Origin of the sequence: Methylomonas sp., assembly GCF_023228165.1 — a bacterium.
In the GTDB taxonomy this organism is placed as follows: domain Bacteria; phylum Pseudomonadota; class Gammaproteobacteria; order Methylococcales; family Methylomonadaceae; genus Methylomonas.
Genome location: NZ_JALOBS010000011.1, coordinates 1 through 15,250, shown reverse-complemented (window position 1 = coordinate 15,250; position 15,250 = coordinate 1). Strand labels below are relative to the sequence as shown.

Below are 15,250 nucleotides of genomic sequence, written 5' to 3'. Positions count from 1 at the left end.
CCGCGTTTTGCAATAATTTTTTTACCGCTTTACGCTGCCAGCACCACTGCCGCCTTGAGTTTTTTCATGGCGTTTTGCTCGAGCTGCCGTATACGCTCTGCGGAAACACTGTAACGATCAGCCAACTCATGCAGAGTAGCTTTTTCTTCCGCCAGCCAGCGGCTCGCTAAAATATCGCGGCTTCTGTCGTCGAGTTCTGACATAGCGCTCATCAGCAGGTCTTCTTTTCTATCCTGCCAATCGCTGTTTTCCAGTAGCAAGGCGGGGTCGGCATTTTGCTGTTCGAGATAAGCAATCGGCGCAATGCTGTTATCTTCCGAGTCATCCACATTAGGCTCCAGGCCTATATCGCGCCCATCCAGCCGCCGCTCCATTTCGAAAACGGTTTTTACATCGACATCCAGATTATCGGCAATAACTTCCGCTTCATCAGGCGATAAATAGCTCAAATCTTTTTTGAGTTTGCGTAAATTAAAAAACAGCTTGCGTTGCGCCTTTGTGGTGGCAACTTTGACGATACGCCAGTTTTTGATCACGAATTCGTGAATTTCAGCCTTGATCCAATGTACGGCAAAAGAAACCAAACGCACGCCCATGTCTGGATCAAAGCGTTTTACCGCCTTCATTAAACCGATGTTACCTTCTTGAACAATATCCGCTAACGGCAACCCGTAACCCGCATAACCGCGAGCCACATGCGCTACAAATCGAAGGTTAGCCATCACCAGTTCACGCGCGGCTTCAATGTCGCCTTCATCGCGATAACGCACAGCCAAGTCATATTCTTGCTCGACTGACAATTTAGGCATCCGAGCAACCAGACTTAAATAACTGTCAAATGTCCCAACCGACAAATTGATCGGCAAAGCCAACATATTATTCATATCTACCTCTCTTAAATATAACGTTAGACCGATTTTAGCACTCTCTATAGAGGAGTGCTAACAATTTGCTAAAAAATTTTTGCCTTAAATCTCCAATTGGATTAGTGGTTTAACCGAAGCGTCTTTCCCTACCGGGCCATCGCTTTACGACCTACAGCCAAACTCGTAAAATGCAACAACAGCGAGCCTGGCTCGCGCCTTACCACTCTCATAATTAAATTCCAAAAATGTCCAGCAACGAAAGCATCGTTCAATCCAATTTTATACGTCACATTATTGCCGAAGATCTGGCAGTCAATAAAAACCAAGGCAAGGTCGCCACTCGATTCCCCCCCGAACCCAACGGCTATTTACATATCGGCCATGCCAAGTCCATCTGTCTGAACTTTACGCTGGCAGCCGAGAACAACGGCACATGTAACTTGCGGTTTGACGACACCAATCCGGAAAAAGAAAGCATCGAATACATGGAGTCGATTGAACGAGACGTCGCCTGGCTGGGCTTTACCTGGGCCGGCAAGTACCATGCCTCGGATTACTTTGAACAGCTCTATCAATACGCCGTGCAATTAATCCAGCAAGGTGATGCTTATGTAGACAGCTCCACAGCCGAACAAATTCGTAGCGATCGCGGCACTCTGACCGAACCCGGCATAGCCAGCGCCGACCGTAGCCGCGCTATAGAAGACAACCTGGACTTATTCCAACGCATGCGGGCCGGCGAGTTCGCCGATGGTCAGTATGTGCTGCGGGCCAAGATCGACATGGCTTCGCCCAACATCAACCTACGCGATCCGACAATTTACCGCATCCGCAGGGTTCATCACCACCGTACCGGCGATACGTGGTGCATTTATCCCATGTACGACTACACCCACTGTATTTCCGACGCCTTGGAAGGTATTACGCATTCGATTTGTACGCTGGAATTCGAAGACCATCGTCCGCTGTACGACTGGGTGCTGGACAAATTGCAAACGCCTTGCCACCCGCAACAGATCGAATTTGCCCGCTTGCAGCTGGAATACACCATCGTCAGCAAGCGCAAATTGCTGCAACTGGTCACCGAAAAGCAGGTGAGCGGCTGGGACGATCCGCGCATGCCGACTATATCCGGCATGCGTCGTGCCGGCGTACCACCGGAAGCGATTCGCGATTTCTGCGAACGTATCGGCGTCACCAAAAAGAATTCCTGGATCGAAATGACCGTGCTGGAAAACTGCATCCGCGAAGATCTCAACGAAAGCGCCAGCCGCGCCATGGCGGTATTGCGCCCGTTGCGCGTAGTCATTGAAAATTGGGACGACGGCAAAACCGAAACCTACCAAATCGCCAACCACCCGCAAAAACCGGAAATGGGTAGCCGTACCGTGCCGTTTTCCAGAGTCATCCTGATCGAACAAGACGACTTCATGGAAAACCCGCCGAAGGACTTCAAGCGTCTGGTGCCGGGCGGCGAAGTGCGCTTGCGCGGTTCTTATGTCATCAAATGCGAACAAGTCATTAAAGACGATGCCGGCCACGTGGTTGAATTGCGCTGCAGTTACGACCCAGCCACGTTGGGGAAAAACCCGGAAGGCCGCAAGGTCAAGGGCGTAATTCATTGGGTATCCGAAGCGCAATCCGTACCTGCCGAAATCCGCTTATACGACAGATTGTTCAGCCACCCCAACCCAGACACCTTGGATAATTTCCTGGATGCCATCAACCCGCATTCCTTGGAAATTCTGCAAAATTGCCGGGTGGAAGCCAGTCTGGCGGAAACCACTCCCGATGTTCGCTACCAGTTCGAGCGCACCGGGTATTTTTGCCTGGATGCTGTCGACAGCCAACCCGGCAAGCTGGTTTTCAACCGTACCGTCACGCTACGGGATAGCTGGGGAAAATAACTCATGCCGGTTAGCGCCAGCCTAATACAGCATCTGCGGCAAGTGACCGACTAGGACCTGCAAAACCACCGTCTGACCAGAGTCGGCGGTGGCGATATCAATACCGCGTTCCGCTTACAAGCCGCCGGTATCGATTGGTTTATAAAGCTCAATCGTGCCAGCCTGTTAAACATGTTTGCCGCGGAAGCAGCCGGATTGCAAGAACTCGCCTCGCTGCAACACGTTAAAGTCCCCCGGGTTGTGGCATTTGGCGCACACGACAATCACGCTTATTTGCTGCTGGAATACCAAGCGCTTGGTGCGCTGCGGGGTGACAGCGCCAGCCTGTTCGGTCGGCAATTGGCCCGTGTACACCGGCAACCGCAGGCGTTTTTCGGTTGGCATATCGATAACACCATAGGCTCAACCCCGCAACATAACGATCGCAGCAATAATTGGATCGATTTCTGGCAACAGCAAAGATTGGCCAAGCAATTGCAGTTTGCCGCCGAGAACGGCTTTACCGGTTCCATACAAACCAAAGGACTGAAACTATTGGAAAAACTTCCGGCCTTTTTTAGCCGCCATCAACCCCATCCGTCACTCCTGCATGGCGACTTGTGGGGCGGCAATGCGGCAAGTGACAGCCGGGGCAATCCTATTATGTTCGATCCGGCTTGCTATTATGGCGACCGGGAAACCGATATCGCCATGACTGAGTTATTCGGCGGCTTTGCAACGGGCTTTTACAGCGCCTATAACGAAGAATATCCGCTGGACCCTGACTATAAGACCCGCAAGACACTTTACAATCTCTACCATATCCTGAATCACCTGAATTTATTTGGGGGCGGCTATCTCAGCCAAGCCAGCAGCATGATTGAACAGCTGTTGTCGGAACTGAAATAAGCTGTTTTTAAATAGTTCCACACTGACGAACGCAATACCGTGTCGCGCCTGACGTCATAACCTATTGTTTGTTAACCACATAAAGCCATGCCTTTTTGAGCTCCGCGCAAACCGGCTACCGGCAAGGAATTTTCCAAAAATGCGCGGTTTATCACTCTTTCAATAAGGACTATACTCTGACGCACTGATATTAAATGGTAGCGAATAGGCATGAAGAAGCAGCAACGCTCTGTTGATTACGACGGTCTGGATGGAATCCTGCAACTTCCCGATGCCACTAACGATACGGCCAAAGGGTATCCGCCATTCTGGCTAACTGCTTTGATCGCCGCAGGTCTGATCGGCGCGTTTTTACTGTACATTCAAACTCAACCCGCGCAGCCAAAATCAATATCGGTACAAACCGACAGTAGCGTACCTTCCCTGGCATCCACCCACAATCCGACCTGGGAAGGTAATAACCCTGCTTCAACAAATCCGGAACAGGAGGCTGCTAGCCGTCAAACCGATTCGGCCATCGACCATCACAATTCAGCTGCCGCTACCGAGAACACCCCTGCGCAACAAGCGGTCGATCTTGAACCCGCCGCCGCGCCCCCGGAAAACGAAGTGCCAGCCGCAACATCGCCTGCTATTTTGTTTACCGTGCATTTCAAATTTGATTCAAGCACACTTAGCCTCCTAGACAAATCCGCAAAAGACGATTTAATCCATACGGCAAAAAGCTGTTCCAACACCATCAAACTAACGGGTCACACCTGCAATATGGGCTCTGCGGCAGTTAACAAACGCATAGGCTTGGCTAGAGCGAATAGCGTAAAAAAAATATTATCGGCCGCCGGTATCCCAGCCGAAATGATCGCGATAGCCTCTGAAGGAATGGATAGTCCCGCCGTGCCGAACGACACGCCAATCATGGCCGCCCAAAACCGCCGCGTCGAATTAACTTGCCGGGACCACTAACCGAATTTCATAGGACATAAACCATGCCACACAAAACAGATTATCAAATTGCGCAACAACAGATACTCGACGGTATCATTTCCGGCCAATTCGACATTGAAAACCGTACAGACCTGGGGCCCATGATCCCCATCAGGCTTTTTCAAGCCTTGCGAATGGTGGCTTTGGGTTCGAATGTTGAAGATATATTGGGACAAGGAGCGCCTTCGCTGGTTTATCACTCCGGTCAAAGTCTGGGTTTGGCAATGGGGAGGCTGGCTGCCGCCAATATCGATAAAGACCTGGAAACCTATGTCGGCAAAATAAGGCTGCTTTGCCGTCAACTCAGTATCGGCTTGGTGGTTCCCGATAAAGTGGACTTAAGCGCCGGCAGACTGGAGCTGCGCGTCGACGAATGCGTTTCCTGCGCGGGTATACATAATGTCTCGGCCCCAATTTGCCATTTCGAAGCCGGCATGGTGGGCGGCATAGTCAAAACGTTTTTTAATCGGAACGTCAAGGCAACGGAAACCAAATGCAATGCGCTGGGTGATAAAACGTGTTTAATTCGGGTCGACCTGCTCTAAACAAGATTATTACAACTTCAAGAATCCAGGAGAGCACCATGAGCAGCAACATACACCCACTTGATACCCGAAAATCACAATCCGGCGAAATAGATGCCATTTTACGTAACCTGATGAGTATACAAGGCGTAACTGCCGCGGCAATCGTCGATAGCGACGGCTTGGTCACGCACATTCAGCGCGAGTCGGAAGTCAACACCGATGCGATCGGCGCCTCCGTGCAGGTAGTATTCGGTGCGGCGGCCAGGGCTGCTCAACATGTCGGTCACCATTCCACCAACATGGTGATTTGTGAAAACACCGAAGGTTTTATTCTATCGACGCCTGTCGAAGCCGGTTTTATGCTGGCCTTGATAACCCAAAGAGACGCCTTATTGGGCCGGGTGCGCTTTGAATTAAAAGAAACCATTCCGGTTTTGAAAAAATTGTTTAGCCATTACCTTAATCATTAAAGCAAACGTCAAACTTTCCCATGCATTGGTTTCAAACACAATTAACAGAGTTAAGTCGTCTGGCTGACGAATATGCGATATCGCAACGGCAATCCTCGTCCAACATCATCAACGTCAGCGAAAAAATGCGTTTAAAACGCGCCGAATTCATCAATGCCGTACAGACTTTGGTGGACAAGGTCGGTAAGATCAAAGGCATTTCCGCTTGCGCGGCTTACCACGATGGCTTGATTCTAGCTCAATCGGCGCAGCTTGCCGCTATCGATGCGTTCGGCGCCACGGTGCAGGAAAGTGCGCGCGCGGCGCAACAAGGCGCCGCTTTGCTTGGGTTGGGCGAACTCGAACAAATTGTTGTGGTCGGGGCCAAAAACAAGGTAGCCATGCTGAGCATCGGGCCGTTAATGTTATGTATTTCCAGCCCTAAAGAAATTAATTTGGCGTCGGCGCTGAACCGAAAAACTTAATACCAACATTTATCTTTCAGACCTATAGTCCATCCAATACTTCTTAAAACGTTTGCGCGTCAACTCAACATGCATGGCGGCACCATCGGTTTTTAAACTAATCGCTCCGACTTCCGCAGTGCTGAAGCTGTTGATATGCATGGTTTTATAGCGCCGCATCACGGCGGCATGCGGAAAGCCGAAACGATTTTTATAACCCGCCGGTATTAAAACCAGTTCCGGCCGTACTTGCCCTAAAAAACCGGCACTCGATGATGTTTTACTGCCATGATGCGGCGCAACCAGCACCGAACTGGCCAAGGCCGCGCCGTAATGTTCTACCAACCACTGCTCGGCAGTCCGCTGAATATCCCCCGTCAACAGCAAACCATGCTTTGCATTGCTGATTTGCAATACGCAGGAATTGTCATTTTCGCCACTAAACGGCTCCGGTCCAGGCGACAGCATTTTGAACTCAACCCCATCCCAATGCCAGCCCTGCCCGGCTGCGCAATACAAGCCGCCCGACCTCTCCGCCCATTCCGGCACACTGCTATATAACGCGGATACCGACATTTCGGACAGCACAGAGCTAGCGCCGCCGCTGTGGTCATTGTCGCCATGGCTAATCACCAAGCCATCCAGCGTCGCGATGCCCCGGTAACGTAAATAAGGCAGAACCACGGTTTCGCCCATATCGGCTTGCTGACTATATTGGGCTCCAGTATCGAAGACCAAGACATGCTGTTCTGTTTGCACTACAGCGGCCAAGCCCTGCCCTACATCCAGCAAGGTAAACCACAACTCGCCATAACGCGGCTTATCACTCTTCACAAAAAACAGCGGCAACAATAAAAACGGGCTTAAGTAGCGGCCCGGCATGCCTTTCGGTGCCAGCAACAGCAACACGCCTAAGGTGCCCAACAGCACGCCATACCAAGGCGGAGCGGTCAAGGACAGGCTGGCGGGCGGCCAGTCAGCCAATTGCTGCAAAAGCCACCATAAGCTGCGTAATAAACGTTCAACCGGCCATAACAACCAATATGCCAATTCCGGCCAGCAAAAAACCGTAGCCGCGGCTAACAGGGACAATGGCATCACCAGCAAACCGATTATCGGTACGGCCACGCTATTCGCCAACGGCGCAACCAGGGATATTTGTTGAAAAAACACCAACAAAAGCGGCGACAGGCCCAGCGCCATCGACAGATGCAATTTGCCGGCTCGCCGCCAATATCCCGGCCTTCCCAGTCGGCCGGCTGAGATATACAGCAACAACGCAACCGCGCTAAAAGACAACCAAAAACCCACCGATAGCAGCGCCAGTGGATCGATTAATACCACCACCAGCAACGCCATCAGCAAACCTTGCATGACTGCGGTATTACGCTGCCAGACCAGCGCCCAAAGCCCGACAGTCAGCATCAAAACCGCCCGCTGCGCCGGAATCGAGAAGCCGGCCAATGCCGCGTAAAACAGTGCCGCCAGCCAAGCGCACAGCGCCGCCGGATTTTGCGGGGACACCGCTAAAATACCTACCCGCGCCCAAAGCCACCGAACCATCAAAAATACACCGCCCGCGACCAAACCGATGTGCGCGCCGGAAATTACCATTAAATGCACAATCCCGGTTAATCTGAACACCTCCCATTGCCGCCGGCTAATTAAATCCTGGCTGCCGATAGTCAGTGCCTTAATAACACCCAATTGATCGCTGTCCGCTAAGAGCTCATCCATCCGGTCGGAGATGGTTTGCCGGCATACTGCAAGATAGCGGGTAATGGAAAATGCCGTATCGATCCGCCGTGGTTCGGGTTTTGAGCGCACATAGCCGGTGGCGCCAATATGATTGGCAAACAACCAGGCTTCGTAATCGAAGCCACCCGGATTACCGCGGCCATGCGGTTTTTTCAATCTTACTGTCATCTCCCAGGTTTGCCCGGCTTTAATCGATTGGGTCGGATAATACCAATTCAAGCGTAATTTACTTGGTACGCCTGGGTTATCATGCGTCAGCTTAAAATCGAAACCGACCCGATGCTCGGTTTGCTTGGGGATACTGACGATGAAACCTTGCACCGATAGGTCTTTGCCTTCTAAATCATTAGCCAATCGATCCGTCAAACACCAAGCGCCATAAGCGCTGGCCCAAATCGCTCCCAGCACCAACAGGCAAAGGTGCCAGTAGCGCCTATAAGCCAATAATAATGTCAAGCCAAGCAGCACCCCCCATTCCAGAATATCGGGCAACCGGGCCCATTGCTGCACCCAGCCAATACCCACTATAAAAACCAGCACATACACGATTACCTCTCTTCCGGCATAAACCACCCGGATAGCGTGCAAGGATTTTGCGGTTGCGCTGACAGGCCTGTAAACTGCTCAGCAATAATTCCTAGACTGCTAGTTATTCTTATCCCACAAGTTTTCATGCCACCACGTTTTCGTTTTTGCTTGACTCGGACCATTTGGCTTAAATGCCATCTCTACTTAGCGTTGCTGTGCGGTTTATTCTTCACACTGCTGGGTTTAACAGGTAGCCTGAGTGTCTATCGCGCTGAACTCGACGCCTTGCTTAATCCTGAACTGGTTATCGAGCAACCAGAAAGCCAACCGGTATCCCTGGATGTCGTCTTGGCCCAACTTCGCAAGCACCACCCCAATCGGCACGGTGCCTGGACCCTGGAAATGCCCAGCACGCCCGACGGCACAATCACGGCCTGGTTCGAAAAACCCGCCGAAAGCGTGGACAGCTATTACGCGCCGCTGATGGTGGCAGTCAACCCCTACACCGGCAAGGTGATCAATAGCCGCTTCTGGGGGCAAACCGTCACCACCTGGCTGCTTGATCTGCACACCCATCTACAACTGGAAGCATCCGGGCGGAATTTTGTTACGGCACTGGCGGTGCTATTAATGATTTCCGTGTCGAGCGGTTTATATCTCTGGTGGCCAGGCGTTGCGCGATTATCCCGGGCGTTTACGCTAAGGCACAATGCCGGTCTGATGCGACTGCTGCTCGACATGCATCGTCTGTTAGGCTTGCTGAGCGCCGGCATTTTACTCATGCTGGCCTTCACCGGTTTTCATCTGGCCTATCCGGACCTGCTGGAAAGCTTGACTGCCTCGTCCGGCATGGGCCACGGCGATGCCGGCCCCAACGTCAGCAGTACCTCAAAACCAAATGACAAACCCATTACGCTTAGCGAGGCGGTTTTAGTCGCCCGCGGCCTGTTTCCGAGTTCCGAAGTACGCCGCGTCACCACCCCGACCGGCGATTTGGGCACCTATCGCATCAACTTACGCCAACATCGGGAACTCAATCAGCACCACCCGTTTACCAATGTCTGGGTAGACCGCTGGAGCGGCCAGATTCGTAGCGTCAACAACCCCAGCTTATTCAGCGCCGGCCAAACCTTTACCACCTGGCAATGGCCGATACATACCGGCGAAGCATTTGGCGACTGGGGGCGGTTAATCTGGTTTTTCGCCGGCCTGACTCCGTTAGCGCTTTGGCTGAGTGGTCTGATTCATTGGCTATACCGTAAAGGACTTATTCAGGACAGGCCCATCGATATCGCCGGCCTCGGCCGAACCGCCGCTAAAAAGCTAGCCGGCTATTCTTATCGTACACACACCTGGTTGATGCAAAAGCTTGAACCGCTGGTGATTCGTGCCATCCGCAAAACCGCTGAAACTATTGATCGCTATAAAAAATGACCAACTGCCCGTTTACCGTATTCAACCAAATAATCCACGCTTAAATCCCGAAGCAATAAAACCTGTTAGAATTCTCGCACAGCTTGACTAACAGAGTAGCGCAATGCCCAAAAAAATAATAAAAAAATACTTACCGGACCCGGAAAAAATCAAAGCCATCAAAAGCCTGCATTTTTTGGGCGACAGGTTACACGATCCGAACTTATGGCATTTGAACCGGCATTCGGTGTCGCTGGCTTTTGCGGTCGGTTTGTTTTTTGCTTGGGTGCCCACCCCCACGCAAATGGCCATGGCGGCCGCAGTAGCGTTATTCGTACGCGCCAATCTGCCGATTTCGGTAGCACTGGTGTGGATCACCAACCCCATCACCATGCCGGCATTATTCTATTTTGCCTACCGGGTCGGCATCTGGATCTTGAATAAACCGCATTTCGCCGGCGAATTTTCCGTTGAGAACGTCTTCTCCAGTATGGCGGACATAGGCGGACCGTTTTTGTTCGGCTGTCTGGTGCTGGGCATTACCTGTTCAACCCTGGGCTATTTCGGCATGAACGCCTTTTGGCGCTGGAATGTGACGCATCGCTGGAACGTGCGGAAAAAAGTCCGGGCTGGAAATTAAATTAGCCAATGGTTTGGTTGTTTTCCGCGGTTCATGCCGAGCCAATAGGTAAAGCAACGGCCATTATTTTAAAAAGACGTAAGTAACCCGGCTATCGTCGCCACGCTCCTTTCGCACTTATTTTATTTCTTGAGATTGGTGAGTTATGGGATTCTCAATTACTTGGTGTGCGGTTCATGAGAAAGATGCAGAAAAACTGCTGGGCGATTTGAATCTCACGCCAACAGGGGAAACAGAAGAATTTCCCGAATCAGCTGCATTAATGGCAAAGCTCGACACAGGCTGGCGCATAATTTGGTGCAATAAGTACGATAGTCCCATTATCGGCTCAAAAAAGCTGGCGGAAATTTCGCTTGAACGCGATGTACTTTTTTGTCTCATCGAAGAACATGTGATGGCAAGCTCATTGGAATTCTGGTCTGCTGGTAATCAAAAATGGTGGATATCTCATCAAAGCGAAAACAGTCCAAAAGACCTAGATATCGCAGGAGAGCTTCCTGAATGCTTTCCGGCAATAAAAAGGGAAATGGAAGAGGCGCAAAACGCCGATGATGGGGAATATGCAGATGTTGATTACATTGTTGAAATCCCTTTGAAGGTTGCGGAAACGCTTGTCGGTTTTAAACATGATGAAGATTGCCCGCATATCTCTAAAGAGAAATTTATGGTTCTGTCGATCTCCTCTAAACACAAGACATTTTTGTCCAGGTTGTTCGGTAAATGAGAAACGAGCCTAATTAGGCAAGCCACACAGCGCCAAATACGACGCATATTAGTTCATATGTAGCCTGAGCAAATTCGAGTCAATGCTTTGCCCAGGCCGTTGTATTTAATTGCTTATAAAAACCTACACTATCAACCCATCTTCCATATGCAACACATGATCCATGCGGCCCGCCAGCTCCGGATCGTGGGTGACCACTAGAAAGCTGACTTGTAATTCCTGATTCAATTCCAACATCAACTGATATATCTGATCCGCGGTTTTGCTGTCCAGGTTGCCGGTCGGCTCGTCGGCCAGTACGCATTTGGGTTTGTTGATCAAGGCTCTGGCGACGGCCGCGCGCTGGCGTTCGCCGCCGGACAGTTCGCCGGGTTTATGCAAAATTCTGTGCCCCAAGCCGACCCGCTGCAACAATTCCGCCGCCTGCTCCTGAGCCTGTTTGATCGGGCGTTTGCCGATCAGCAGCGGCATGGCCACGTTTTCCAGAATGGTAAATTCGCCCAGTAAGTGGTGAAACTGATAGATAAAGCCTAAGGACTGATTGCGCAATTGACTCAATTTAGCCGAGCCGACCTTATTTAAATCCGAACCGTCCAAAATCACGCTGCCCGAGCTGGGTTTTTCCAAACCGCCCAATAAATGCAGCAAAGTACTTTTGCCGGAACCGGAGGCGCCCATAATGGCCACCCGCTGTCCGGCATGGATGGACACATCCACACCCTTTAAAACTTCGACATTCAGATCGCCTTGCACGAAGCGCTTGGTGAGCTGCCGGCATTCCAAAATCACGGGCTTACTCATAACGCAACACCTCGGCCGGATTGATTCGCGAGGCCTGCCAAGCGGGATACAGAGTAGCCAGCAGCGACAGGAAAAATGCGGTGGCGGCGATCCAGTAAACATCCCCCCAGATCAGTTTGGAAGGCACTTCGCTGATGTAATAGACGTCGGCGGCCATGAATTGCACGCCAAAGGCTTTTTCAATCGCCGGCACAATGGTTTCCACATTCAGCGCCAATGCGATGCCGCCCACGGTGCCTAACAAAGTGCCCACACTACCGATCACGCAACCCAATACGATAAAAATACCCATCACCGAGAGATTGGTCAGGCCTTGGGTTTTCAATATGGCAATATCGCCGCGTTTATCCGTCACCACCATCACTAAAGTAGAAACGATATTGAATGCCGCCACAGCCACAATCAGCAACAGGATAATAAACATGGCCCGTTTTTCGGTTTGTACGGCGCGGAAAAAATTGCTATGCGCCTTAGTCCAATCGCTGACCCGATAGTCGTTACCCAACACATCGGCGATATCCTGGGTAATCAACGGCGCGTTGAACAAATCGTCCAGTTTCAAGCGCAAGCCCGACACGGCAGGCGCGATGCGGAATAATTTACCGGCGTCATCCAGGTGAATCAGCGCCATATTGCGGTCGTATTCGTACATACCCACTTGAAACACACCGACCACGGTAAACCGCTTCAAACGCGGCAGAATGCCGGCAGGTGTGGAATTGACTTGCGGCGTGATGACGGTAACCTTGTCACCCATAAATACGCCCAGATAACTGGCCAGTTCCGCCCCTAAAATGATGCCGAATTCGCCGGATTTCAGGTCATCCAGGCGACCGAATTTCATCTTTTCGCCCACTTCGGAAACCTTAGGCTCGTAGTCCGGCAAAATCCCTTGCACCAGGGTGCCACTGACTTGCCGGTCGGCATTCACCATCACCTGCCCTTGGATAAACGGCGCTGCACCTTCGACATGCGGCAAGTTACGGGTACGTTCCGCCACGCTTTGCCAATCATCCAATTGTCCGTAACTGCCGGTAATGGTGGTGTGCGAGGTCATGCCCAGTATACGTTCGCGTAATTCGGCTTCAAAGCCGTTCATGACCGACAACACCGTAATCAAGGCCGTTACGCCCAAGGCAATACCGAGCACGGAGGTTAGTGTGATAAACGAAATAAATTGGGTACGGCGTTTGGCGCGCGTATAGCGCAGCCCGATATAAAGAATCAGAGGTTTAAACATGCAATAAGTGATTAAGGGTTCTTGCAATCGGCACAATAGCCGTAGAGATAGAGGCTGTGTTCCACCAATGTGTAGCCTAACCGCTGGGCGATTTCGACCTGCCGCTTTTCAATGACTTCGTCGGAAAATTCATCGACTTTGCCGCATTTCATACAAACGACATGATCGTGATGGCTACCATTATTGAGTTCGAAAATGGAATTCCCACCTTCGAAATGATGCCGATTCACCAAACCGGCGGCTTCGAATTGGGTCAAGACCCGGTAAACCGTAGCCAAACCAATCTCTTCGCCTTCCGCCAGCAGAATTTTGTAAACTTTTTCCGCCGACAAATGCCTGTCATCTTCCTGTTTTTCAAGAATCTCCAGAATCTTGACTCTGGGCAAGGTGACTTTTAAGCCTGCGTTGCGTAATTCCTGTGTTTCCATAGCCTGTGCTCATCATTCATAGTAGCGCTGCATTGTAGCGTTTTTTGCCCCGAGTCGCTGCGAGAATTATGGGATAATGCTTATCCATTTTTGGTCATAATCCACCTCAAACCATGAAAAGAACCGTTTTCCTGCTCGCCGTTGCCGCCGCACTGACGTTGACTGCTTGCGAAACTATTCTCAACAACCTGCCCGGCGTCTACAGCATCGATATAGAACAAGGCAATATGATCGATCAATCCATGGTAGACCAATTGCGCCCCAACATGAGCAAGCGGCAGGTACTCTACATCATGGGCTCGCCAATGCTGGCCGATACTTTCCACGAACGGCGCTGGGATTATTTATATTCCGATCAACCTGGCGGCGAAGCCCGGGTACAAAAACGCATTTCTCTTTATTTTAACGGCGACAATCTGGTAGGCGTTCAAGGCGATTTTCGGCCCAGCCAATTACCGGTCATCAAAGAATCCACCGAAACAACCGTGGATGTGCCCAAACGCAATTTGGATAAAACCATGTGGGAAAAAATTACCGGCCTGTTCAGTAGCGAGAATTCCGGCGATTTGCCGGTTAAACCGGAGAGCAAGCCATCTGACTTATTAAACGAATAGGCCATTTACCTGCCACTACTTTTTCAACTGCGAGTCGGCCTGATTCGATATTACCGTATATCCGCCTGACGTTATAGCAGACATCTTTTAACAATCGATAAATCCGCCTACACAATCCAGCCTCGCAGATATGCTTGAGCCATTTAGACAGATACCTTTTGGCGGTCACCGCTGATGTCGGCGCCCCTGCACTGTGCCGGACCTACTGAATCCGGCCGGCGAACCCAACGGCATTTTCATCCGACATTCCGGATGTTTTGGCCGGGTGTGATCGACATCACCAGCATTGAGCCGCAAAGCCTTTGCAGACGGCCAGGACGCCGACCAAATTATCCGAATATCGCGATCTGGAAACCGACGCTCACCTGCTAAGACTGGAAAATACCGTGGGCTAATTTGTAATGAATTGGCAAAGCGTCACGCCGACATTCGCGAATACTGAATCCATTCATCTTCCTTGCACGATATTGATAAAAAGTAGGCATACCCGATGCGATCTAACGAAAACCGCACAGATTAACGGCCGAAGAATTTGTGCAAAACGGCGTGCAAAACTTTCCAGGGTCCTGGGGAAAAGTAAAGTGGACCCCAGGTTGTTTAATGCCCGGCTTTTTGCCGCACAATTCTGGAGTGATAAAAATGAATGTCATACCCGAAATCAGACGCCTGCATTTCGTTGAGAAGGTCACCATCAGTGACTTGGCGAAACAGTTCAAGCTGTCCCGCCCCGCTATTCGCAAACACCTCAAAACCGTCGAAGAGCCGGTTTATCCCACTCGCCAACATCAACCTCATTTGAAACTCGGTGCTTATCTCGAGCAATTGACGACATGGCTGAAGACCGATGCGGCATTAACCCGGCAAAAAACGTAAACGCACGGCTCAACGCTTATATGAATGCCTACAGGTGGAAGGCTATGTCGGTGGTTACAGTGCGGTGCAACGTTATGTGAAGGCGTGGAAAGCGTCACGTTCTGCGAGTCCGGCGATTAAACAAGCATTCGTGCCGCTGTTGTTTC

16 protein-coding genes are annotated in these 15,250 nt (G+C 51.0%); 11 read left to right on the top strand and 5 right to left on the bottom strand.

The features are described from left to right. Nucleotides 1-29: 29 nt before the first annotated feature. A complete protein-coding gene (gene rpoH, locus M0R33_RS09820; RefSeq protein WP_292568276.1) occupies nt 30-884 on the bottom strand; it encodes an RNA polymerase sigma factor RpoH in 855 nt (284 codons plus the stop codon). A gap of 227 nt (nt 885-1,111) precedes the next feature. On the opposite strand from rpoH, the gene M0R33_RS09815 reads away from it, so the two are divergent. The 6 genes from M0R33_RS09815 (at nt 1,112) to M0R33_RS09790 (ending at nt 6,106) form a co-directional block, all read left to right on the top strand. Continuing rightward, entirely contained in the window at nt 1,112-2,773 is a 1,662-nt protein-coding gene (locus M0R33_RS09815) for a glutamine--tRNA ligase/YqeY domain fusion protein (RefSeq protein ID WP_292568274.1), read from the top strand. A gap of 57 nt (nt 2,774-2,830) precedes the next feature. Then, entirely contained in the window at nt 2,831-3,661 is an 831-nt protein-coding gene (locus M0R33_RS09810; protein WP_292568512.1) for a fructosamine kinase family protein, read from the top strand. Nucleotides 3,662-3,871: 210 nt separating this feature from the next. Then, nucleotides 3,872-4,624 (top strand): OmpA family protein, encoded by a 753-nt coding sequence (locus M0R33_RS09805; protein WP_292568272.1) that lies wholly within the window; start codon nt 3,872-3,874, stop codon nt 4,622-4,624. Between the two features lie 23 nt (nt 4,625-4,647). Further along, a complete protein-coding gene (locus M0R33_RS09800; RefSeq protein ID WP_292568270.1) occupies nt 4,648-5,190 on the top strand; it encodes a V4R domain-containing protein in 543 nt (180 codons plus the stop codon). 38 nt (nt 5,191-5,228) lie between these two features. Beyond that, nucleotides 5,229-5,642, top strand: coding sequence for a roadblock/LC7 domain-containing protein (locus M0R33_RS09795; RefSeq protein ID WP_292568268.1), 414 nt, complete (start codon nt 5,229-5,231; stop codon nt 5,640-5,642). 20 nt (nt 5,643-5,662) lie between these two features. After that, nucleotides 5,663-6,106, top strand: coding sequence for a roadblock/LC7 domain-containing protein (locus M0R33_RS09790; RefSeq protein ID WP_292568266.1), 444 nt, complete (start codon nt 5,663-5,665; stop codon nt 6,104-6,106). 9 nt (nt 6,107-6,115) lie between these two features. Here M0R33_RS09790 and M0R33_RS09785 read toward each other — a convergent pair whose 3' ends face one another. Next, nucleotides 6,116-8,431 (bottom strand): DNA internalization-related competence protein ComEC/Rec2, encoded by a 2,316-nt coding sequence (locus M0R33_RS09785; protein WP_292568264.1) that lies wholly within the window; start codon nt 8,429-8,431, stop codon nt 6,116-6,118. Between the two features lie 84 nt (nt 8,432-8,515). On the opposite strand from M0R33_RS09785, the gene M0R33_RS09780 reads away from it, so the two are divergent. The 3 genes from M0R33_RS09780 (at nt 8,516) to M0R33_RS09770 (ending at nt 11,148) form a co-directional block, all read left to right on the top strand. Continuing rightward, nucleotides 8,516-9,805 carry a PepSY-associated TM helix domain-containing protein gene (locus tag M0R33_RS09780; protein WP_292568262.1) on the top strand — a complete coding sequence of 430 codons (1,290 nt, stop codon included), beginning with the start codon at nt 8,516-8,518 and terminating at the stop codon, nt 9,803-9,805. A 103-nt stretch (nt 9,806-9,908) separates the two neighbouring features. Beyond that, entirely contained in the window at nt 9,909-10,424 is a 516-nt protein-coding gene (locus tag M0R33_RS09775; RefSeq protein ID WP_292568260.1) for a DUF2062 domain-containing protein, read from the top strand. Nucleotides 10,425-10,569: 145 nt separating this feature from the next. Beyond that, nucleotides 10,570-11,148 carry a hypothetical protein gene (locus M0R33_RS09770; RefSeq protein WP_292568258.1) on the top strand — a complete coding sequence of 193 codons (579 nt, stop codon included), beginning with the start codon at nt 10,570-10,572 and terminating at the stop codon, nt 11,146-11,148. Between the two features lie 123 nt (nt 11,149-11,271). Here M0R33_RS09770 and lolD read toward each other — a convergent pair whose 3' ends face one another. The 3 genes from lolD to fur are packed head-to-tail and all read right to left on the bottom strand — an operon-like array spanning nt 11,272 to nt 13,617. Beyond that, on the bottom strand, nt 11,272-11,949 hold the full coding sequence (lolD, locus tag M0R33_RS09765; protein ID WP_292568256.1) for a lipoprotein-releasing ABC transporter ATP-binding protein LolD: 678 nt from the start codon (nt 11,947-11,949) through the stop codon (nt 11,272-11,274). Then, nucleotides 11,942-13,189 carry a lipoprotein-releasing ABC transporter permease subunit gene (locus tag M0R33_RS09760; RefSeq protein ID WP_292568255.1) on the bottom strand — a complete coding sequence of 416 codons (1,248 nt, stop codon included), beginning with the start codon at nt 13,187-13,189 and terminating at the stop codon, nt 11,942-11,944. Before M0R33_RS09760 ends, lolD begins: the two co-directional genes overlap by 8 nt. Nucleotides 13,190-13,200: 11 nt before the next feature. Next, nucleotides 13,201-13,617, bottom strand: coding sequence for a ferric iron uptake transcriptional regulator (gene fur / locus M0R33_RS09755; RefSeq protein WP_292568253.1), 417 nt, complete (start codon nt 13,615-13,617; stop codon nt 13,201-13,203). Between the two features lie 113 nt (nt 13,618-13,730). Between fur and M0R33_RS09750 the strand changes: the two genes are divergently transcribed. Both M0R33_RS09750 and M0R33_RS09745 read left to right on the top strand, forming a co-directional pair. Next, nucleotides 13,731-14,231: an outer membrane protein assembly factor BamE gene (locus tag M0R33_RS09750; RefSeq protein WP_292568251.1), complete on the top strand. Its 501-nt coding sequence runs from the start codon at nt 13,731-13,733 to the stop codon at nt 14,229-14,231. 639 nt (nt 14,232-14,870) lie between these two features. After that, nucleotides 14,871-15,104, top strand: a complete 234-nt coding sequence (locus tag M0R33_RS09745) for an HTH domain-containing protein (RefSeq protein ID WP_292568249.1) — start codon at nt 14,871-14,873, stop codon at nt 15,102-15,104. Nucleotides 15,105-15,250 lie beyond the last annotated feature (146 nt).